Source organism: Sphingobacteriales bacterium (assembly GCA_016700115.1).
Taxonomy (GTDB): Bacteria; Bacteroidota; Bacteroidia; order Chitinophagales; family UBA2359; genus UBA2359.
Genome location: CP064999.1, coordinates 735,626 through 758,604 on the forward strand (window position 1 = coordinate 735,626; position 22,979 = coordinate 758,604).

10 protein-coding genes and 2 tRNA genes are annotated in these 22,979 nt (G+C 46.4%); 6 read left to right on the forward strand and 6 right to left on the reverse strand.

Going from position 1 to position 22,979, the window contains the following annotated elements; translation table 11 throughout:
* Positions 1-37 precede the first annotated feature (37 nt).
* Both IPM47_02535 and IPM47_02540 read right to left on the reverse strand, forming a co-directional pair.
* Positions 38-3,781, reverse strand: coding sequence for a gliding motility-associated C-terminal domain-containing protein (locus IPM47_02535; protein QQS29854.1), 3,744 nt, complete (start codon positions 3,779-3,781; stop codon positions 38-40).
* A 16-nt stretch (positions 3,782-3,797) separates the two neighbouring features.
* On the reverse strand, positions 3,798-10,979 hold the full coding sequence (locus tag IPM47_02540) for a hypothetical protein (GenBank protein ID QQS29855.1): 7,182 nt from the start codon (positions 10,977-10,979) through the stop codon (positions 3,798-3,800).
* A gap of 223 nt (positions 10,980-11,202) precedes the next feature.
* On the opposite strand from IPM47_02540, the gene IPM47_02545 reads away from it, so the two are divergent.
* Positions 11,203-11,289 (forward strand) — tRNA-Ser (locus tag IPM47_02545).
* 55 nt (positions 11,290-11,344) lie between these two features.
* Positions 11,345-11,419 (forward strand) — tRNA-Pro (locus IPM47_02550).
* Between the two features lie 141 nt (positions 11,420-11,560).
* On the opposite strand, the gene IPM47_02555 is transcribed toward IPM47_02550, so the two are convergent.
* Positions 11,561-13,939: a penicillin acylase family protein gene (locus IPM47_02555; GenBank protein QQS29856.1), complete on the reverse strand. Its 2,379-nt coding sequence runs from the start codon at positions 13,937-13,939 to the stop codon at positions 11,561-11,563.
* 189 nt (positions 13,940-14,128) lie between these two features.
* Between IPM47_02555 and IPM47_02560 the strand changes: the two genes are divergently transcribed.
* The 3 genes from IPM47_02560 (at position 14,129) to IPM47_02570 (ending at position 15,198) form a co-directional block, all read left to right on the forward strand.
* A complete protein-coding gene (locus IPM47_02560) occupies positions 14,129-14,335 on the forward strand; it encodes a hypothetical protein (GenBank protein QQS29857.1) in 207 nt (68 codons plus the stop codon).
* A 61-nt stretch (positions 14,336-14,396) separates the two neighbouring features.
* Positions 14,397-14,675 (forward strand): hypothetical protein, encoded by a 279-nt coding sequence (locus IPM47_02565; GenBank protein QQS29858.1) that lies wholly within the window; start codon positions 14,397-14,399, stop codon positions 14,673-14,675.
* Positions 14,653-15,198, forward strand: coding sequence for an IS630 family transposase (locus tag IPM47_02570; GenBank protein ID QQS29859.1), 546 nt, complete (start codon positions 14,653-14,655; stop codon positions 15,196-15,198). The genes IPM47_02565 and IPM47_02570 overlap by 23 nt, the downstream gene beginning before the upstream one ends.
* Positions 15,199-15,324: 126 nt before the next feature.
* Here the strand turns inward: IPM47_02570 and IPM47_02575 are convergent, their stop codons facing one another.
* Complete coding sequence (locus IPM47_02575) at positions 15,325-17,250, reverse strand: right-handed parallel beta-helix repeat-containing protein (protein QQS29860.1); 1,926 nt, start codon at positions 17,248-17,250, stop codon at positions 15,325-15,327.
* A 6-nt stretch (positions 17,251-17,256) separates the two neighbouring features.
* Positions 17,257-19,182 carry a right-handed parallel beta-helix repeat-containing protein gene (locus tag IPM47_02580; GenBank protein QQS29861.1) on the reverse strand — a complete coding sequence of 642 codons (1,926 nt, stop codon included), beginning with the start codon at positions 19,180-19,182 and terminating at the stop codon, positions 17,257-17,259.
* A gap of 651 nt (positions 19,183-19,833) precedes the next feature.
* Between IPM47_02580 and IPM47_02585 the strand changes: the two genes are divergently transcribed.
* Positions 19,834-21,150 carry a UDP-N-acetylmuramoyl-tripeptide--D-alanyl-D-alanine ligase gene (locus tag IPM47_02585; GenBank protein QQS29862.1) on the forward strand — a complete coding sequence of 439 codons (1,317 nt, stop codon included), beginning with the start codon at positions 19,834-19,836 and terminating at the stop codon, positions 21,148-21,150.
* Between the two features lie 1,142 nt (positions 21,151-22,292).
* On the opposite strand, the gene IPM47_02590 is transcribed toward IPM47_02585, so the two are convergent.
* Positions 22,293-22,736: an NUDIX domain-containing protein gene (locus IPM47_02590; GenBank protein ID QQS29863.1), complete on the reverse strand. Its 444-nt coding sequence runs from the start codon at positions 22,734-22,736 to the stop codon at positions 22,293-22,295.
* Positions 22,737-22,979: the final 243 nt, after the last annotated feature.

Below are 22,979 nucleotides of genomic sequence, written 5' to 3' on the forward strand. Positions count from 1 at the left end.
TCTTAACGTTTACTAATACCCGAGGATATTCTATCATTTATTTAATGAGTGTAACATTGCCTTTTAAGGTTTCGGTAGTACCATCGGTAAAGGTAACGGTTGCATAATATACATACACCCCTATTTCCTGTTGTTTACCCTTATACTCCCCGTTCCACCCATCGGTCAGACTGGACGATACATTAAAATAGACCTCGTTGCCCCAACGGTTATATACATGCAGTTTCACTTCGCTGACGTTAAAACCGGTCAGACGGAAGATATCGTTCATACCATCGCCATTCGGCGAAAAGGCATTGGGAATAACTACCTCGTTTCGAGCAATAACATTTACCGTTGCCAGCACCGTTTCCGTACAACCGTATTCATCGCTGACAATCACGGTATATGTATTGACACTGCCGGTTGGGGTAACGGTAACTGAAGCACAATCCGGGCAACCGGTATCTGGAATCCACTCATAGGAAAGTACGGTTCCCAAAGCCGAAGTTGCCGATACTTCCAGCACTACGCTCTGCCCCTGATCAATAAAACTATTATCCGGGCTGATGCTTGCCGTCACATCGGAAACGGCAATGGGAAGCGAAAGGGTATGAATACATCCATTATCGTCAATGGTTAGTGTTACCGTTTTTATTCCTGCAGTATTCCAACTCACTGATTGAGGGGCAGAGCCTGTTGCCGTTGCAGGGGTGGCATCTGCGCCAAAATCCCACAAATAAACAGCCGTTGCCGAGGCAGTGCCGGTAAAGGCAATACTGACTGCATCGCCCAGACAGGTATTGTCCGGTAAACTAAAGTTGGCAACAGGTGTGGAGAGGATGATGAGGGCTGCCGTTACCGGAGCGCTTTCACATCCTTCTGCTGTGTCAAAAGCGGTCAAGGTATAAGTGCCTGCTTGGGTGGGGGTAAACGAAACGCCTGTTCCTACCAATGCGCCTCCGAAGTACCACCTGATTTCCAAACCTGCGGCAGCAGTAGCGTTAAAAGCGGCGATAGGATCGCCTTCACATACTGTTTGACCGGTTATATCCAATACAGGCGGATCGGGGGTAATACAGTTACAAACGATGACCGAAACAGTTACCTCTGTTGCCGGACCCTGACACCCGTTGAGTGTTTCAGCAACCCAATAACTGACCGAGTTGCCGGCAGTGGGTGCAACAGGGTTCAAGGTTGCGCCGGTTCCCACCTGAGTAGTTAAAGCAGCATCGGAATACCAGGTTAGCGTGCCTCCTGTTCCGGTTGCGCCGAGAGCATTGATGACAGCACCCTCACAATATGGATTGGGCGATGCAGCTACGGGCGCAGGAGGTAAGGAAGTCATGGTTAGTGTTACGGCGATTCTGTTGCTCACACAATCGGTGGCAGTTTCCAGTATTTCAGCATAATAGGTGCCTGCAGCAGGTGGGGTAAAACTGTTGCCTGTAGCAACAGGAGTACCGCCGGCAGGCACATCGTACCATTGAACGACAAAGCCGGCACCCGGGGAATCCACACTGAGGGATGTAGGAGTTGCTCCCTGACAATAAGCACTATTGACCGGATTTGCAGGAGGAGCGACTACTGCACAGTTACAGGTAGTTACGCCCAAATCGAGCGAGGCCGGACAACCATCGGCATCTGTAACGTTCAGCACAACTGAAGTGCCGCTTGTAATATCTTCAATTATCCACGCATCGAGTATCGGGGTTACTGTATAACCACCGGCATCAAATGTATAAGGCTCAGTGCCGCCAGTAACCGAAACAGTTACATCATAAGTCAACAAATCGGCAGAGCAGGCAGCGCCGGCATCGGTGATGCTGATGGAAGTTCCCTGTGAAAGCGTTACCGGAACCCGCGCACTGAAGCAACCGGTTGCCACTTCTTCGGTTTCGGCATAGTAAGTGCCCGGAGTAAGGGGCGTATAAGTTGTTCCCGTACCCAACAGTACTCCTCCTACAGGAGAATCATACCAGTTGATCACGTATCCTGCACCGGGGTTGCTGACCGATAAAGCCACCGGAGCATCGCCGGCACAAATAAACGCATCCGCAGGGTTGGCAGGTTCGGGGGTAGTGGCGCAAGAGCAGTTTAAAGAAGCCAAGGCAAGTGTTTGCGAACAACCGTCTGCATCGGTGATGCTGACCGTAATGGAGGTGGTATTTGGAATACCCGATATGGTATAGCTTCCACCCCCGTTATCGGTTACTGTTGCTGCTCCTGCTGCTACGGTATAGGGAGCTGTGCCGCCGGTGACGGTAACCGGTACTTCAAAGGTTAATAAATCGGGCGCACAAGTGCCGGGGGTCTGACTTATGTTGATAGCAGTTCCTTGTGACAGGGTTACGGCGACTGTTGTACTTATACAGGCATTAACATCTTCAACCGCAAGGGCATAGAACGTTCCTGCTACCGTAGGGGTAAAGCAACTGCCCGTACCCAACAGCGCGCCTCCGCTTGCAGCATCGTACCATTCTATTGTAAAGCCGGCACCCGGATTGTCCACACACAATGCTACCGGTGCATCGCCAAAGCAAACAAAGGCATCGGCGGGATTAGCAGGCGGGGTAATGACCGGACAGTTGCAAGGAACGGGGCCAATGACCAGCGTTTCCACACAATTGGTGGCATCTGTTACCGTTACGGTGATGATGCCGGTGCCATTTGACGGCAAATCTTGTACTAAATAAGCACCACCGCCCATATCACTCACCACATAACTCACCCCACCGTCGTCGGTAGCGGTTGCGGTAACCAACCCTGAAGTATTGCTGATAAGCAGATTGACATTATAGGTATTCAGGTCTGCCGAGCAATAGCCGTCAATCTGCACAATATTGAGATCTGCGCCCTGAGTAAGCGCAACAGGAACACGCGTACTGTTGCATCCGGAAATATCTTCTATTTCAGCATAGTAGGTTCCCGGTGTTGAAGGGGTATAACTTGTACCCGTTCCCACCATTGTGCCTCCAACAGGAGCATCGTACCAATTGACGGTTAACCCTGCGCCCGGATCATCCACACTTAAAGAAACCAATGATTGTCCGAAACATACGAAAGCATTTATGGGGTTAGCAGGTGGCGCTATGGGCGGGCAACTACAGTTCACCGGATTAAGACCGGTTGAAACAATACAACCGTTGGCATCGGTAATATTCACCGTTGCTGCGGTGTTGCTTGCTATTCCTGCAACAGTATAACTTCCTCCGCCATTGTCGGTAATTGTTGCTGCTCCGGCATTGACGGTATAGGGTGCTGTACCTCCGCTGACTGTGATGTCCACATCGTAGGTAAGCAGGTCGGTCGAACAGGTATGTATTCCCTGTATAACTAAAATTTGCGGGGTTTCTGTCAACACCACCGGAATGCGGGTACTCACACAACCGTTGACCAATTCGGTAACTTCGGCATAATAAGTGCCGGAAGCTGCCGGAGTGTAGGTAATGCCGTTTCCTAAAGATGCACCGCCAATCGGCGAGTTGTACCAATTTACTTCAAAACCCGCTCCCGGATCATCCACCAAAAGGGCAGACGGGGTTTCGCCAAAGCAATAGAAATTGCCGGCCGGATTGGCCGGAGGTGCTATGACAGGGCAAACACAATCAAGTGCGGGGATATTGAGCTGAATAGCGCAGTTTTGAGCATCGGTAATTTGTACTGAAGTTGCTGTATTATCGGCAATACCCGCAATGTCGTAAGTGCCATCGCCGTTATCCGTAACACCTAATCCTCCTGCATCAATGGTATAGGGAGCAGTTCCGCCGCTCACACTGATTTGAGCGGTAAAACTGTTCAAATCGGCGGAACAAGTGCTATTGACCGCAAGCAGCTATAACGGCAGAACCAATTGTCAGCGTAGCCGCAGTAGTAGTACTGACACATCCGTTTACATTGTCCTGAACGGCAGCATACCAGGTTCCTGCTGATGGAGGGGTAAACATATTGCCCGTTCCCACAAGAGTTCCACCGGTTGCTGCATCAAACCAAACTATGGTAAACCCGGCACCCGGGTCTGCAACAGATAAATCCGCTAACGGGTCTCCGTTACAAATAAAGGCATCGGCTGGGTTTGCCGGAGGTATAACAGCCGGACATGGACAGGAAGGCGGGATAAAATCTATGGTCGGCATACTGCATCCAAGCGCATCACTGATATTGACCGCCGACATTGTGGTTACCGGCACATCCATCAACGTGAAAGAGCCGCCTCCATTGTCGGAAACGATGTAAATGTCTCCATCAACGGTATAAGGAGGCGTACCTCCCGAAACAGTAATATCCACATTGTAAAAATTGAGGTCTGCCGAGCAACTCATTCCGTCCATGTTAAACTGCAACTGTGAGGCTTCGGTCAGGGTAACTGGAGTCCGCAAACTCGCGCAACCGGTAGCGTTTTCTACCACCTCGGCATAATAGGTGCCCGAAGCCGGTGGAACGAAAGATGCGCCGGTTCCAATTGGCGCGCCTCCTGCCGCAGTAGCATACCAGTTGACGGTAAATCCTGCTCCCGGATCGGTTACTGAAATACCCGTTGGAACTCCTGCAAAGCAAATTGTTGCCCCAACCGGATTAGTTGGTGACGGAATTACCGGACAACTGCAATCAATCGAAGACAAATTGCCCGTTGTCGAACAACCATTAGAATCGGTAATCGTTATCGTAGCTGTTGTATTGTTGGGAATCCCCGAAACCGTAAAACTACCTCCACCATTATTGGTTACGGTATAAGGCACAGCATTGATCGTATATCCCGAACCGCTTCCCCCGCTAACCGACAGGTTTAGGCTGAATGAAGTTAAATCTGCCGAGCAGTCTGACCCGGTTTCGCTAAACAGCAAAGCTGGATTTTCTGTAACTGTTACAGGGATGGTGTTGCTTTCACAATCGTTCACCACCTGAACAACTGAGGCGTATAAAGTGCCCAATGAAAATGGGGTAAAGGGGTTTCCTGCACCCAACAAGTTACCCCCACTTGGGGCATCATACCAATAGATGGCATATCCGGCTCCCGGATCGGCAACCGAAACCTGAGGCAGGGGTTCACCCGGGCAAGCTACGGCATTGACAGCACCGGTTGGAGGAGCAATTACCGGACAGGCGCATAAAGCAGGACTTAGGTCGAAGGTTGTGCTGCAACCGTTGCTGTCGGTTAGGGTTGCAGGAATTGAGGTGCCATTCGGAATACCGCTAATGGTATAGCTGTTATCAACATTCAAGGTAGCGGTATAAGGGGCTGCATCAACCGAATATCCCATACCACTGCCTCCGGCAGGAAACACAATAATTTCAAAAGTTTGCAAATCGGCGGCACAAGTTGTGCCAAGTTCACCAAGTATAAGCAGATTGCCGGCAGTTACTAATACCGGGATTGCCGTACTTTCGCAACCGTTGGTAATGTCGGTCATCGTGGCGTAAAAAGTACCGGGAGAGGGTGCCGTCAGTATGTTTCCTGTTCCTAAAACACTGCCTCCCGAAGGCGCATCATACCAGGTAATGATAAACCCTGCACCCGGGTCTGCAACCGAAATATCTGGCATCGGCATCCCGAAACAAGCGATGGCATCGGCAGGACTATCCGGCGGAGCAGGCAACTGACTGGTATCAATGGTAATGCTTTCGGTATCGGTACAATCATCGGCAGAGGTAAAGACTACGTAATAAGTGCCTCCGTTAGCCACAGATGTGGGGTCGGGGACAGGGTTGCTTAACCCGGCATCGCTATACCATTGATAAGTTCCGGTCAGGCCGTTTATTTCGGTGGGATTAAAAGAAGTAAGGTCTATCGTACCCCCCACATCCAAGCAATAGACGGGTGGGTTGGTCATTGGGCTTAAATCGGGAACGGGAGCGATGATAATCTCAGCTTGTGTTGAATCGGTACAACCGTTTTCAGTATAAAGCACCCAATAAGTTGTAGTGGTTGCCGGAGAAACAGAGGTTACAGAATTACCGGAAGCCGGTTCGGCATCAAACCAATCAAAAGTACCGGGTTCGGGGCCGTTCAGGTCGGGCAAATTAAAACTGTCGCCCAGACAAATGGTAGCATCCGGGGTAACAGTAAATACCGGTGTTGGATTTACAACCACCGTAATAGTGGTAGAGTCGTTACAGGTTCCTTCAGAATAAAGCACCCAATAAGTCGTAGTTCCAACAGGGGTAATCGTGTTTACCGGATTTCCCGAAGCAGGTTGATTGTCAAACCATTCAAAAGTTCCGCCGCCAAAACCATTGAGACTATTGAGGTCTAACGATTCGCCGGCACATAATTCGGGTGGGGTATTCACACTAAAGGTAGGCGCTCCGCTAATGGTAACCGTGATACTGGATACTTCGGAGCATCCACTTTCTGAATAAACCACCCAATAGGTAGTGTTGACTGTAGGCGATACCGTAGTAATGGGATTACCTGCAGGCGGAGCAGCGTCAAACCATGCAAATGTGCCGGCACCTGTTCCGTTAAGGGTACTTAAATCGAGGCTGCTTCCCGCACAAAGACTGGGAGGGGGATTGAGCGTAAAAACAAGCACCGGTTCATCAATGACCACATCGAGCGACACCACACAACCCGCATCATCGGTAACAGACACCGTATAAGTGCCTGCCCCAAGATTGGCAGCATCGGGCGAATTGAGCGCAGGATCCTGGCTCCATGAATATGTATATTGCGGGATAAAAGGGTCGGATGGAGGTGTTCCTCCGGTAGCAACAACGCTTGCCGTGCCATCTCCTGTGCCGCATCCGGTTTCACCGGTACTCGTCAGCAGGTTAAGGAACATAGGAATGGCATCGGGAACAATAAAGGTAACTATATCCGCGCAGTTGGCGTTTCCGGCATCGGTAACCGTAACGCTGTATGAACCTGTCGGTAAAGCGGTCAGAATATAACCCATTTCACCTGCAGCAACAGGTACTGTGCCCGATGTAGGACCTGACCAGGTAAAGGTAAACGCTCCTATGCCATTCAGCCAGTTAATCTCCGCCGAGGCGTTGTTGCTTCCACCGCCATTACAATTGGGCACAATGTCTTTGACCGAAACCTGCAAACTTGTCGCAGAAGGATTGATGGCAAATTCCTGTAAAACGGTGCATCCAGTCGTGTTGTCTGTAACCGAAACGCCATACATTCCTTCAGCCAAATTGCTTACACTTGTTCCGGAGCCGCTAAGCGGTGGCTGCCAGGTGTAGGTGTATGGGCCAATGCCGTTGAGAACACTGTTGATAACAATGCTGCCATTGGGTCCGCAGTTGGCGGGATTGACCGTTGCGGCTAAGGCAAGGTCGTTTTGTACATTGACCGTAATGGTTTCTTCTTCATAACAATTTCCCGCCGGGTTATAGGCCAAGACTGTATAGGTAGTGGTGCTGATGAGTGCGCTCACCGTTGGACTTAGGCTTGTCGGGTCGCTTAATCCCGTAGCAGGAGTCCATAAAATAGTTGTTGGATCTACACTTGCGGGGTTGTTAATCACCACGTTCAATGTAACCGTGCCTGATCCACAGAGATAGGCCGGATTGGGAAGTATGGTAAAATCCGGTACCGGTTCGACGTTTAAGATAATCAACTCCCACTCAGACCATCCGCAACAGTCCGATTTTACGCGGTGACGGATATTATACACGCCTGCATTGGCAAAAACGATGTCGTTCAGCGTTTCCCAGGGTGAAAGTGGGTTGCTTGGGTAAACTGAAGGACTTGGTGCCGGTCCACCGCTGATGGTGATAAACTCCCACTCGTAATCAATGCCGAGTTGTAATGCCTGAAAATCTATGGCATCGCCTGCACAGGCTTGGTATTCATCAATAGTGGGTGGGATGAGGGCGGCCATTGTATAGAAATCGGCTTCGGGCACATAGTCCAAAACGATATTGACAAAACCGGTATAAGTTTGGCTGCCGTAGGTGATGGTATTTCTGCCGATATCATCATATTGAGTAGTAACCGAAGCTCCGCTAAGGGTTGCGGGATTGGCATTAATACCTAAGTTCCAGGATTGTGAAGAAGGGCCGGAGAAGGTGATATCGGTATCCACACAGCTTTCACCGCTATACTGAATAACCGGTTGTGCAGTTAGGTTGAAGTTGGTAATATTGGTTGTTAAAGGAGTTCCATTAATATATACAGCCTGGGCTTGTCCAGGATGTCCGTTTCCACCGGCACCACCTGCACCGCCTGCTCCACCGGCACCGCCATTACCCCCGCTTCCAAAATCGCGCTCCCAGTTGTTATTGCCAACTGATAGCGGGCTTAGGTCAAAATCGGGAAAACCCGGAGAGATACTGATCAGACAACTCGGTCCAAAAGGAAGAGGATTAGGAAGCAAACAAGTTATACAATCGAGGTTGCATGCAAAAACCTGTCCGCCATTTCCGGCAGCACCACCGGCTCCGCCTGCGCCACCGGCACCGCCGTTGCCACCCGGTCCTACAGCACCTGCAGCCGCATTAGCATCCACAAAATTGCCATTGGCCCCGTTGGCCCAAAGGAAAATTCCGAAAGAGCCGCCACCGCTATATGCTCCGGTTCCGCCTGTGCCCAAATATCCTCCGCCACCGCCGCCACCGCCGCCTGCACCGGCATCGCTGCCGAGGTCAGCACTGATACATACGTTTCCAAAAGGAGGATTGGGAAGACAAAACCCTTCTACCGAGTCCTGACCACCGCCGCCCCCACCGCCGCCGCCGCCGGTGCCGTTTGTTCCATTAGTGCCATTGCTGCCCAACCCACCCGGAATAAACAATACCGAATAAGTAGGTGTAATGCCACTTGCCGAACCCGGAGTTCCGGCAGATCCTGCCGAACCGGGTTGACCATTGGTACCGTTCGTGATAGCTGTTGCATCGCAGACACAGTTGTAAATATTGATTCCCCCGGGGCCATTTCCTGTACCGCCGTTTCCACCGTTGCCGCCCGGGCCGGCACCTGCTGCGCCGCTTTGTCCGTTGTTCAGACCGTTGCCCATGTTAAACGAGCGCCAGCCTCCTTTTCCGCCCTGACCGCCGGCATTTGACCCTGCCCCGCCTGCACCAGATGCATTGACAGCACCACCGCCGGTACCGGGCGCGCTCGACACATTACCGGAACAATTCACGCTGGGAGAACCGAGCGGTGCTGCGCTGCACCCTACTGCTCCGTTTCCGCCCGGGCTTCCGGCAGCACCGGCTGTTCCGGCAACACCATTAGCCCCTGCCGAAGCATTGCCCGGCAAGGCACGGCATCTGACTACATTGTAGTTGGAGCAGTTGTTCAGATATATACCATAAGTAGATACCCCCTCCACAGTTGAAGCAGGGGCATTAGCGGTTGTAAAAGTAAGGTCTTGTAATCTGAAATTGCTGATGCTGTTACCTTGAACAGCGATGAGTGCAGGCGCACCTGCTATTCCGTCATAAGGATATGCCCCGCTTGCTGTGCGGTTGATGATGGTAGTCGTGGCAGGCGTACCGTCTGTACTGACTTTTTCCCAATCAGAACCGGGCAGGAAGCCGCCTTCTATGGTGATATAATCAAACAGTTGAATGGTTTGGTTAAAGTTGTAAACCCCAACCGACAATTTGATCACTGCATTGTTGCACTGTGCCAACGAGATGGCTGTGGGCAGGTTGACCGGATCAACCCTTGTTCCGTCTCCGCTCGGACTGCCGCCGGGTGTTACATAGAGGTTGACACAGGCCGGGTCAGGTGCCGGAGCACCGGAATAGACCATAGTACTGTTGGTGGCGGTGCAGCCTTCGGGGGTAGTGATGCTCACATTGTAAGTGGTATTGGTCGAAGGGGTCGCCTGAATAGTCTGTGCATTTGCGCTGCCGCTAAACGGCCCTCCTGACCAGGTGATGGAAGAGCCGGCCGGCGCTAAAACACTGAGAGAAGCTGAACCTCCCGTACATACTGCCGGGTTTTGCGGGGTAATTTGAGCGTAAGCTGTCGGATGAACTGTGATTTCAATAGACTCTGTTCTCGAACAATTACCGTTGATTACCTCAATCGAATATATGGTAGTTGCATTGGGAGAAACGGTGATGGAACTACCCGAACTTCCGGTACTCCAGTCTCCCGGAATATTGGAAGTAATGGTAACGCTTGCGCCAATTCCTCCACAAATAGCATTTGCAGAGGCGGTAAGTTGTATAGGTGTTGGAAAGGTGAAGTTTGTCGGAGCTGTAACCACATTACCGCATAAATCGGTCAACCCGGTCGGGGTTAGGGTATAAGAGGCTGCCGGCGCACCGATCAGCGTGTATTCTATCTCTATACGCGTGCTAAAATCACCGCAATCAAGACCGGTGATGTCGGTAATTACGGCACCGCTCATCGTAAAAGCGCCGTTGTCAATGGTGTTGCAATCAATAGGGGCTGAGGTATAGACCACAATAGGTTGTCCGATATTGCAGGCTTCCACCGTAATTGTGGGAGGTGGCGATGCACTTCCCACCAAAGTAGCACTGCCGCTAAAGTTGATATTATACCCGCTGAACGTAAACGGATTGAGCCAGAGGTTGTTGACCCAAAGTGCAAAAGTTTGTCCGGCAACCGCGTTAATACCCGGCATAATGGGAGGCTGAGAATCCCCGTAGCTCAGATTTCCGGCCACAGTAGTAGCAGCCGTCATGCCTGTTGGAGAATTTGACCCCGAATAGTTGCACCGGATAGGCTGGGCTTGTCCTATCTCTCCGCATCCTCCGACACTGATGTCCCAAATAGCAAAATCAAAGTCCACACTTGAATTGATGGTAAATCCCAGTGTTCCGCTTGAAGCTATGCTGAATACATACCAAACAGAGTTGATCTCGCCCGGCTCAATACAGTTTTGTAATGGCAGTGCTTCAAAGTTTTCTCCAAAACCAAGATAATAATCATCCTGATAGTAAGAGTTCCCGCAAATAGGTGTTGCACTGATGCAATCCTGCTCCGGTTCAAAGTAGAGCGGTAGTTGCTGCGCAGTTGTATTGAGGAAGTTAGTAATTGTAAACAAACTGAGTAGTAAAATTTTTTTCATACTCTATTTTCGTGTAGTGATTATTCTTTATTAAAATGATTTATGCGTAGAAAAAAAGCGTATAAAGTTAGGAATAATTTATTTTAGGGGAGTTTTTTTGTAAAAAATCATGTTTTAGGAGGGCTGTCCATTTAAATTTAACGAAAAAATACAAAAAGTTGCGGCTAAGGGGGTTAATATGAAGTAAAGGTTGCTATATTTGCAGCCGTTTTTAAAAAGCCTTGGTGAGGTGGGTGAGTGGCTGAAACCAACAGTTTGCTAAACTGTCGTACTCGAAAGGGTACCGCGGGTTCGAATCCCGCCCTCACCGCAAAGAAAGCCCCGAAGGTATTCATCTGCATTTTCGGGCTTTCTTTTAAGGTTTTCGGGGTGTAGCGCAGTCCGGTTAGCGTATCTGCTTTGGGAGCAGAGGGTCGCTGGTTCGAATCCAGTCACCCCGACAAAACAACAGATGAAATTTCAAAGTGTTAAAAGGCAGGTATCTTCGTGGGTACCTGCCTTTTTTCGTTCCGCCATATCCCGTGCTTCCGGCAGTCTGAAATGCTAACACTACCCGTAAAAATTCCAATATTTACCAAACCTTAATCCGGTCGCAGCATCAATTGCTCGCGGCTGTAAGCCAACACCTGCTCCCTATCCCATAGCATGGGGCGCAACTGCCCCTTTAGCCATAAGTCGGTCTGGTCTTTGTAGTGGGGGCTGCTCAGATGTCCCGATTGTCCGGTTGGAATAACTGCCAAAGAACGTCCGAAGTCGCTCAGGTCAATTACCTGCCTGTAGGAGGCACTCACGAGGTGCGAGTTGGGAATTTCGTTGTCGGGAGTTCCTGCCTGCAGGGGGGTATCGCCGTCTCCTCCCATTGGTACGGGTTTTGGGTTGAATATTTTATCCAGGGGTTTTTTGATTCCAAGGGCATGAGGTGCAACAAATTTATGGAGTTTACCCCACTCCCACTGTTCGGGATGCTTGCCGATGCGATCGGTCAGCCAGTTGGCAGCCATGGTCAGGCTTCGTTGCAACAAGGCCGGTTTTCCGCCGGCATTTTTCAGCCATAAACTGTCGGGACTGTTCAAAATCCGTATCAGAGCACTGATATCGTGCCCCATGTATTCGCTGAAGTTTTTCAGCACCGGGTCAAATCCTTTACCGGTAAAGGTGTCTAAAAAATTTTGACCTAACGATTCTTTGAGAAGAATTTGAACGGCAAACTTGCGCACCAGCTCATAGATCGTGCCGCCAACAGTATGGGCCGTCAGATAGCCGTCCCAATCGGCAAGCAGGTACCAAATCCGGCGGTAGCGAACCGGCAGGTTTTCGGCAACTGCAAGATGCGCTTTAAATATTTCGGCCACCGCCTTGCCCGGAATGCAATAGACATCGGTTTGCATGGCCATGCAGTCCAGCAATCCGATCGGGTTCTTTTGGGAAATCAGGGCTTCGAGCCGGTTGGCACGATAACCGTTCATCCACACATCGCCCAGAAAATAGGGATAATCACCGGAAACGATGCGGTTGTTTGCCGTGATAATAAATCCCTTATCGGGGTTCAGGGCATGGGGCATGTGCATAAACGGAACGGTATCAGTCCATTCGTGGGTTCCTGTCCATCCGGGAGCAGGTAGTTTGCCGTCCCCCTGCTGCCTGACGGGTACTTTTCCGGTCGTGCAATAGCCGATATTGCCTTTGGTATCGGCAAAAACGATGTTCAATTGAGGCGCACTCATAAAACTAAGGGCTTCAATAAAATCATTGTAATTTTTAGCCCGGTTGAGTTGCCACCATGCCCGGAACAAGGGCTGCTTTGGCAATAATGCCATAGATTGAAGGGCAATCCGGTGTTGCGGGTAATCTATTACTTCCGAAATCACCGGCCCATGACGGGTGATGAATACTTTTTCGACAAACGGTTCTTTTTGTCCTTTCACCTTGATTGACTCTTCAATGATCTGCGCCTGTTCGGTGGAGTCTTTGTATTGATACCGTCCTGTTTGAGGGTCAGTAAATTTTTCGATGTATAAATCTTCGCAATCGGTGTAGGCGAGGGTAATGCCCCAGGCAATATGCTCGTTATGCCCAATCAGAACGAGGGGAAGTCCTGCAATTGTTACGCCGGTGGCGTGCAGTTCGGGGCAGTGCAGGTGGTTTTCGTACCAGATAGCGGGAGTTCCGAGGTGAAGATGCGGGTCGTTTGCCAATAAAGGCAGCCCTGATTGTGTGCGTCCGCCCGAAATAGCCCAGGAATTGCTGCCGTTGTTTTGCTGCAACAGGGGGTTGTCGGTTCCGTTCAGCACTGCATTTCCCAACAGGTTGACCGAGGCTGCCGTTTGTAATATATCGGGGTTTCCGTGTGGATACTGGATATCTAATTCTGCGGCAAGTTCTTTGCCTGCCAGGTCTGTCAGTTTTGCGCGGATAAGTTCGCCCTGCCAGGCATGGGAGAGTTGCCAGCTCATCAGGCGGCTGAAGGCAAAGGTGTCCTCCAGTGTCCATAACCCGGGTTCGTGCCGCAGCAAGCTAAATTCTACCGATATTCGATTTTTGTGGTTGGTCAGATAAGCGTTTACCCCATCCACATAAGCACGAAGAAGGTCTGTTATATTTTCCGGCAATGCATCCCGGTCATTCTTTCCCAACCGGTTAAACCCAAAAGTCCGGCTTGCTATATCGGTCGGCAGGGCTATTTTACCAAACAACTCGCTCAGCGTTCCTGTGGCGGCACGGCGACTTAGCTCCATTTGCCAGAAACGGTCTTGGGCATGGGTAAACCCTTGCGCAAACGCCAAATCGGGCAGATTTTGAGCATAGATATGCGGGATGCCCCAGGCATCGCGGATAATTTCTACTTCTGACTGCAAACCCTTCAACTCGATTTTACCTTGCGTTTTGGGCAGGCTTCGTTTGCTTAATCCGGTCAGCCCGATTTTTCCGGCGGCACCTAATACATCGAACAAGAGCGACATAACTGAATGTTTTTACACGGTGAACAATGACCGATTAAAGGTAAACATTGCCACCTGAAATTCACACAAAACCCCAATGCTTCCGGTAGATTTTTGGATGACTTATACAGAAATGAAAAACAATTTAGCCTTGATTTAGTAATTGTGTTATTAATTTTATCTTTGTCATTTTAAAACCGAGTCATAGTTATGTCAAAGGCACTATATATACCTGTAAAAGAGAGTTTTGAGGAAATAAGGAAACTACTTCGTCAGTCACCTGCGATGATTCGTTTACGACTGTTGATGTTGATAGAGATGAAGAAGGTCGGAGAAAAAGGTATTACGAAGCAGCAGTTAATGGAACGAGTAGGGGTATGGGGTCAAAGTATTAACACATGGCGTAAAAAATTATAGAACAGGGGGAATAGAAGCCTTGCTTCACAATGGCAGAAAAGGAAAAACAGGCAGACACTCGGTGTTTACGCAAGAAGAACAAGATAGAATAGAAGAGAAGTTAAAGGATCCCAATAATGGTTTGGCGGGGTATATAGAGTTGCAGCAATGGGTAGAGCAGGAATTTAAAAAGGAAGTTAAGTATAACACGCTACTAAAATATGCGGGCAGGAAATTTGGCAGCAAAGTGAAGGCAGCACGCAAAAGTCATGTGAAAAAGGATGCGGAGGCTGTAGTTTTTTTAAAAAACTTTAGTTCAAAAAATAGCGGAAATAGCGTTGTCTGTTCCGCCATGCTATGACAGCATAAATTTATACTTTCAGGACGAGAGCCGCTTTGGTCTGCATACCAGGCACGGGAGGGGATTGACCGCCAAAGGCATACAGCCGGTTTGCAATTTTCAGCAGGTGTTTCAATACACTTATCTTTTCGGAGCATTTTCTCCCGTAACCGGGGATCAGTTTCAGTTGGAAATGCCTTGTTGCAGTGCAAATACCTTTCAGGTGTTTCTCCATGAATTTTCCCTTCAAACTCCTGCTGAATACAAAATCATTGTTTTAGACAACGGGGCTTTCCACAAGGCAAAAAAGCTCAAAATACCCGAAAATATTTTTCTTGTCTTTCTGCCTCCTTACAGTCCCGAACTCAATCCAGCTGAAAAAATATGGCACCACATCAAAAGAAAGTTCACCAACAAACACTTCACAAGCCTTGAACTAATCAGCAACTTCTTTACTGAAACAATAAATAACATTACACCGGATATGGTAAAATCTATCTGTAGTTACCAATATATCTGCTTAAATACCTTTTGGGCTGTTTAAAATGTCATTTTCGTATAATTTATAGTCTTGGGCAAGCAGTTTAGGTATTTTGCCTTTCCTTTGCCTTTATCAGACTGTTGATGAACTGAGATTTGCATAGAGTAAAAGCATTGTTTTCATAATTTTCTATTTAATGATAATAGTCCGATGTTCGACCAGCCCGGTGCTGCATCGTAGGGCTGCACAATAGATGCCGGGAGTATAGTTATTGGTATAAACGATTACAGTGTTGGTTTCGTTGGCTTGAGTTGTTCCTTTATATAAAGAAACTTTGTTTTTGCCGTCTATTGCGTAGAGGATTAGGGAAGTGTTGTCGGTTGTTGGGGTGGTAAAAGTGAAGGTAATGGCATCGGTTGCGGGATTTGGGTAGGCGTTGAGCGAGGCGGTCGGCTTATGGTTGGGGTTGGGATGGATGCCTACAAATACTCCGTGTTCATACGCTCCTATGTCGGGTTGGGAGTCGCGGGTTGTGCCTAAAATGTCGGTTTCGGGGGCGTTTTCTGTTGTTCCGGCGTTTAGGGCGGGGCTGTTTGTTTTTAATCGCAAGCCGTCGTCTTGGGTATAATAAAGTATGTCTTCACCTGTCAGATTACTGTCGCTTAAAAATTCGGGATTTTGAGCAAACAGATTGCCCGAAGCGTTAGCACCAAGACTAAAGTTTGTGCCTATGTAGAGCGAACTGTCTAACTGAAGGATATTGTTTTTAAAAGTGTTTGTACTGATGTTTATAAATAAGTCTGCACCTGATACATTTGCTTCCATATCTTGTTCATTTTGCCAAATTATATTGTTGATTATGTCGTTTGTCCCTGAATCAACACATATTGCACCTCCTCCGCTGTTCGCAGTATTTTGACTAATCGTATTGTTTGTTATAGTGTTCAAACTATTGGTGCTATATATTCCACCTCCAAAAGAGCTTGTACTGTTTTTATAAATAACGTTGTTTACGACCGTGTTTGAACTCAAATTTATAAATAAAGCACCACCATTTTGCCCGGCTGTATTGTTCGCTATGATATTGTTGCTGTATGTATTTGTGCTACTTTGGTCGAAACTGCCACCACCGGAGAATGCTGCATAGTTGTTTGTTACAGTATTATAAGAAACGGAATTTGTTCCACCCCAAAAAAATATACCACCCCCTTGCATTGCGGTTGTATTTCCATTAAATACGTTGTTTAGTAGATTGAATTCAGATAAGAAACTATGAACACCTCCGCCACGCCGACTCGCAAAGTTTCCAATAAAACTGTTGTTTGATATAGTGCTATAATTATTGTAGGTGGCAAGGCCTCCTCCACTCGATAATGCTATATTGTTAGCAAAGATATTGTTATTAACAACTGTATTTTGAGAATTGCTTAATATTCCTCCTCCAAAAAATGCAGAATTATAATAAAAAAAGCAATTTGTTATGTTGATCCATTCATTATTGATATAAATGCCGCCTCCTTCTAAAGTTGAAATAGTCATACCGCTTACAAGATAACTAAAATATTCATTTGCATTTCCACCACTGATGTTAAACCCATCAATTGTTACCGGTAAATTGCCGGCACTTGTATCGGAAACCAATATTACATGGTAAGCATTTTCGTCATTACCGTTAATTATCTTGTAAAAAGTGCTATCAATCAAGACATCATCGTCATTAAAATCTCCTTTTAACAAAGTGGTATTACCATTAAAGTCGCGTTGATTGATGTCTGTTTCGTTGCCGATAAAATTGCCAAACAAGCTAACTCCGTCTTTTATATAAAAGGTATAAAATCGAGGATTGTCACATTCAAGGCAATTGGGCGGGCAGGAATTGGGCTTGTACACGCCCGCCGCCACCCAAACGCTGTCGCCGGGGGCGGAAGCGTTGATCATGGCTTGAATGTCTGAATTAGCATTTGCCCAACTGCTGCCGTCGGCTGCGCCCGAATTAATTGGTTTTACATACCGCACCGTTGCGCTTGCTCCCAGCGAGTAAATTATTAGGCAAAACAGCATGATTAGGGTGTTGATTGATGAGGATTTGCATGAAATAGATAGGATTGCTTTCATAATTTTCTATTTAATGATTATAGTTCGATGTTCGACCATTCCGGTACCGCATCGTAGGGCTGCGCAATAGATGCCGGGGGTATAGTTATTGGTATAAACGATTACAGTGTTGGTTTCGTTGGCTTGGGTTGTTCCTTTATATAAAGAAACTTTGTTTTTGCCGTCTATTGCGTAGAGGATTAGGGAGGTGATGTCAGTTGTTGGGGTGGTGAAGGTGAAGGTGATGGACTCGGTTGCGGGGTTTGGAAAAGCGTCTAAGGAGATAGTTGGCTTTCCATTCTGGTTGGGTTGGATGCCTACAAATACTCCGTGTTCATACGCTCCTATGTCCGGTTGAGTGTCGCGAAATGTTCCTAAAATGTCCGTTGTGGGAGCATTGATTAATGTTCCGGCGTTTATGGCCGGGCTGTTTGTTTGCAATCGCAGGCCATCATCTCCGGTAAAATATATTAGGTCTTCACCTTCGGGAGTGGTATTGTTTAAAAACATAGGGTCTTGTGCAAATAAATTTCCCTGAGCGGTTGCACCAAGATTATAGTTTGTGCCAGTATAAAGTGTACTATCTAATTGAAGGATATTGTTTTGGAAAGTGTTTGTTCCTCCGTTTAAAAACAGGTCTGTGCTTATCACATTTTGTTCTGTATTTAGCCAATTATCACTAAATATATTGTTTCTTATATTGTTTGATCCTGCATTAACATATATTCCTCCACCCTTATTGTTTGCTATATTCTCAATTATGGTATTATTGGTAACAAAGTTGGAAGTAGCATCAATATACAATCCTCCGCCATTCATTTCAGCACTATTATTGTAAATAACATTGTTTTCGACTGTTTTTGAATCAAAAGATAAATATAAACCTCCTCCACTGATACCAACTGCATTATAAGCAATTATATTCTTTCTTATAGTGATTGAGTTAAGTTCGTGAAAAATAGCACCACCATTATTTGCGGCATAATTATCGGTTATCACATTCAAATAAACTAAACTTGTACCTCCTCTTATACAAAGACCACCACCATCATTTCCGGAATTATTTCCAACTATTTCATTATAACCTATTTCAGTATTGACACCTATACTATAAACAGCACCACCTCTATTTAAAGCTAAGTTTCCAATTATGCTATTATTTAAAATTTGCCCAGTAATATTGTTAAAATGAATTCCTCCTCCGTGCATTACCGAGATGTTGTTTACGATAATATTGTTACTTATAGTAGTAAAATAAGCATAACTATTGACTCCACCACCAAATAATGCTGAATTATTGATAATAACACAGTTGGTTGTAAGATTCTGTTGATTTTGAACATAAATACCTCCTCCTTCATTCATTGTAACCATGTTTCCATTTACAGTATAAGCAGACGGAATATTTGAATTTCCATTTTTAATGGTAAATCCATCTATTATCACCTTAAAAGCAACTGTATTTATATCAGAAACCAATATGACATGGTAAACATTTTCGTCATTACCGGAAATTTCTAAATTTGGAAAACTACTACTAACTATATCATCCCCATTCAAGTCTCCGTTCAAAATAGTGGTGTTGCCACTAAAATCACGCTGAGTGATGTCTGTTTCAGTGCCTACAAAATTGCCAAACAACCTAATGCCGCCTTTAATCCAAAAAGAATAATGGCGTGAGTCATTACATCCGACACAATTAGCCGGATATGAATTTGGCTTATATTCCCCTGCTGCCACCCAAACGCTGTCACCTGCTGAGGAAGCGTTGATCATGGTTTGAATGTCAGAATGGGCATTGTCCCAACTACTCCCATCGGCAGTGCCCGATGCAATTGGTTTTACATAACGCACTGTTGCGTTTATTCCAAAGGAATGTATCATTAAACACAACACAACAATCAGGCTGTTAATTGAAATTGATTTACTTTTCGTGGTAAAGATTGCTTTCATAATTTTGTTGTTTATATAATTGGTGGAAATAAATAGATAGCTCGATGTGCCGGTTCCATCATCTGCCAATTTAATCATTAATTAAAATACACGGGTATGATGATTGTACTTTTTAATCATTTTTTTAGATTGCAGGGTTATTTTTTGTTGTTTTAGTACAAAATCGAATGGGCAAACAACAATTTTTAATTGCTTATCCATCATTTTTGATTGTTAAATACCTCATACAGCAATAAAATGTAAACGAAAAAAGATGGACAAGCGGCTATCAATCGACTGAAAACATTTAAACTTTTGTCAAAATATATTTTCAAAGCGGGTATGACAATCGTTTTATACCACTACATAGTCAAAAATATCCCACCCCAACCCCTCCGAGGAGGGGAATTTAAAGACTTTAGCTATTCATGCGTGGTACAAAATTAAATCATAGTTGGCATAACAGCCTAAATAGGTATAATTCCCAAATTTTATACAAAGGGGTGCGGAAGGTAGGCTTTAACCAACACCAACCGGTATGGGAAACCTGCAAGATGCCCCTCTATAAAATGATGGCAAAAACAAGTTTGTTACCTTTGCAGTTTATTTGTAGTTCAACAAGACCTCCCGCAAATTACCCTTCCTACAATATTTACCAAAGACCCCAACCCGATGACGACAACCGAACAACTATATACCGCCTTTTTAAAATGTAGTGGTATTTCCATAGATAGCCGTACTGTTGAACCGGGCAACCTGTTTTTTGCGCTGAAAGGCGGAAATACGGATGGCAATGCCTTTGCCGATAACGCTTTGCAATCGGGTGCGCGATATGTGGTCATTGACCGTCCCGAATTCGACAAACAAAACGGTCAATATCTGTTAGTGCCCGATGCCCTGACTGCCCTGCAAGACTTGGCCTTGCACCACCGCAAGCAACTCCGGATTCCGGTTATCGCCATTACCGGCAGTAACGGAAAAACCACCACCAAAGAATTGGTCTCCGCCGTGTTGAGCACCGCCTACCGAACTTTGGCCACTAAAGGAAATCTCAACAATCATATCGGCGTGCCGTTAACCCTGCTCTCCATAACTCCTCAAACACAAATTGCCGTGATCGAAATGGGAGCAAACCGGCAAGGCGACATCAATCAGCTTTGCAGTTTTGCCCTTCCCAATTTCGGGTTGATTACCAATATAGGCAAAGCGCACTTAGAAGGATTTGGCGGAGTAGAAGGGGTCATAAAAGGCAAAGGTGAACTGTTTGAATATTTGGAAGGCGCAGAAGGACGGGCCTTTGTCAACCTGAACGACTCCAATGTGGCAGACTTGGCTTATTACCTGCAAAAAGTAACCACTTACGGCAGTGCCAAACGCGCAAAAGTGTATGCCGAGTCGCTGGGTTGTCGTCCGTTTTTGCAAATACGTTGGCATTTGCCCAAATCGTTGAGCCAAGAGATGGACACCCCCTATTTAGACATCAACACCCACCTGACCGGAACCTACAATACCGATAATGTTTTGGCTGCTATTGCTGTAGGGTTGCATTTTAAAGTAGAACCGCTCGATATAGTCAACGCCATCGCCTCTTATATCCCGCAAAACAACCGTTCGCAAATTATGCAAAAAGGCAGCAACACCCTCATTTTAGATGCTTACAATGCCAACCCGACAAGCATGACTCATGCCCTGATGAATTTTGAAGACATGCCGGCACAACACAAAGTGGCCATAGTAGGCGATATGTTGGAAATGGGGGAGTTTAGCGAGGCGGAACATCTTCGCATGGTCAATTTACTGCAAACACTGTCTTTTAAACAAGTCGTTCTGATAGGCCCCCAATTTGGCAAAGTCATTGGCAAGAGCAACTTTTTGCATTTTAACACCGCCCAAGAAGCCAAAGAATGGTTTCAGACTCAACATTTTGAGCAAACCCATATTCTCCTCAAAGGCTCAAGGGGAATGGCGTTGGAAAAGATATTGGAGTAGCTGCGACAAAGATTCTGTTTTTTACCTTCCAAAGTATCAATCTTGTTTGCGGGATGCCCGAGCACTCCATATCAACACCCTGAACATTGGTGTAAAAACATACCCCCCTTTTCTAACCGCCCCGCTATCCGACAATCCTTCATGATTAGGCAAACCGGCACTTTATAGTTCTACGTGGGAAAATCATCCCGTTTTTCAGCCGCCCTGAAGGTAATCATAGCTTTTTTGCTCCCCTGCAATAAGTCAATGTCAACCTGCAAAACTTTAATTCACCTCTGCAAAGACTTAATGCGCCCCTGCATTGCTTTAAATCGCCCCTGCATTAAGTCAATGTCAACCTGCAAAACTTTAATTCACCTCTAAAAAACTTTAATTCACCCCTGCATTGCTTTAATTCGCCCCTGCATTAAGCCAATGTCAACCTGCAAAGCTTTATTGCACCCCTGCAATGAGTTAATGCACCCCTGCAATGAGTTAATGCACCCCTGCAATGAGTTAATTCACCCCTGCAATGAGTTAATGCACCCCTGCATTGACTTATTGTGCCCCTGCAATAGGTTGATGCACCCCTGCAATGACTTAATGTCAACCCTTTTTTTTGACCCGATTTTCGTTTTTTTGCAATAAGATTGGGAGGTTTTTTGGCGCGGGGGAAGAGAAAAGTGAAAAGCAAGAAAACCCTGATGGGGCTAAACATGAATAGCCATTGTTAATTGTCAATGGTTAATTGTCAATTGCAAAAAACCCTGAAGGGGTTAAATATGAATAGCCGTATGTGAAACCTACGGTAATGAATGTGAAAACCATATCAATATCTCATCTGTAGGAGGCGTTGTTTTGGCGCGGGGGAAGGTGGCGGTGGGGAAGTGAAAAGTGAAAAACTAAAAGTGAAAAGTGAAAAGCAAGAAAACCCTGATGGGGCTAAACATGAATATCCATTGTTAATTGTCAATGGTTAATTGTCAATTGCAAAAAACCCTGAAGGGGTTAAATATGAATAGCCGTATGTGAAACCTACGGAAATGAATGTGAAAACCATATCAATATCTCATCTGTAGGAGGCGTTGTTTTGGCGAGGGAGAAGGTGGCGGTGATGAGGTAGTAATCCCCCTGCTTTGGCTTTAGGGCAAATAAGGCTGTGACTAAATAAAGTTGTCCTTTAACAGCTCCACCACTTTTTTTTCGATGGGATAGGTTACTTCATCGGGAGTCAGCGTTTCGATTGACACCCATCTGAACTGTATTATGACCCTACCATCGTTTTGAATGGTTTTAGGGGGCAGTACAAAATGTCCCGTTGGCCGAACCAGATAAAAAACACTAATGACCTGAGTGAGGTCGTCAATGGCCGAGGGTACAAAAAAGTCGGTGGTGTAAAAATGCCGTTCAATTTCGATGTCTGCGTTGGTTTCTTCTTTAAATTCGCGAACAAGAGCATCACTAAGTCCTTCTCCAAACTCAAGCCCTCCTCCCGGAAATTTGGTGATATGCCAAAGGTCAATATCTTCGTCGCAAATCAGCACTTCCCGATTTTCGTTGACTAACAATCCATATACCCGCACATTAAACGGAAAGGTTCTTGACATTTTTCAGTTACTTTTCAAATTCAACAGTTCGTATAAAATTCAGCGAACTATTGTCATAATTTACCTTCTTAAATAGTTGTAAAGTATCGTGTTCGTTTCGCATTCGCGACCTTATTACCATATTCCCGTTTTAAAAAGGTAAAAAGGGTATTGTATTTACTTGTTGCCGTTTTTTACTTCTAAATTGATGATACCGGTTAAATCAACAAGCGGGTCAAATGCTGTATAAGCCGATAGCGGATA

Coding starts and splice junctions, on each gene's coding strand:
- IPM47_02540 (QQS29855.1), bottom strand. CDS start 10,979: ATGAAAAAAATTTTACTACTCAGTTTGTTTACAATTACTAACTTCCTC.
- IPM47_02555 (QQS29856.1), bottom strand. CDS start 13,939: ATGTCGCTCTTGTTCGATGTATTAGGTGCCGCCGGAAAAATCGGGCTG.
- IPM47_02560 (QQS29857.1), top strand. CDS start 14,129: ATGTCAAAGGCACTATATATACCTGTAAAAGAGAGTTTTGAGGAAATA.
- IPM47_02575 (QQS29860.1), bottom strand. CDS start 17,250: ATGAAAGCAATCCTATCTATTTCATGCAAATCCTCATCAATCAACACC.
- IPM47_02580 (QQS29861.1), bottom strand. CDS start 19,182: ATGAAAGCAATCTTTACCACGAAAAGTAAATCAATTTCAATTAACAGC.
- IPM47_02585 (QQS29862.1), top strand. CDS start 19,834: ATGACGACAACCGAACAACTATATACCGCCTTTTTAAAATGTAGTGGT.
- IPM47_02590 (QQS29863.1), bottom strand. CDS start 22,736: ATGTCAAGAACCTTTCCGTTTAATGTGCGGGTATATGGATTGTTAGTC.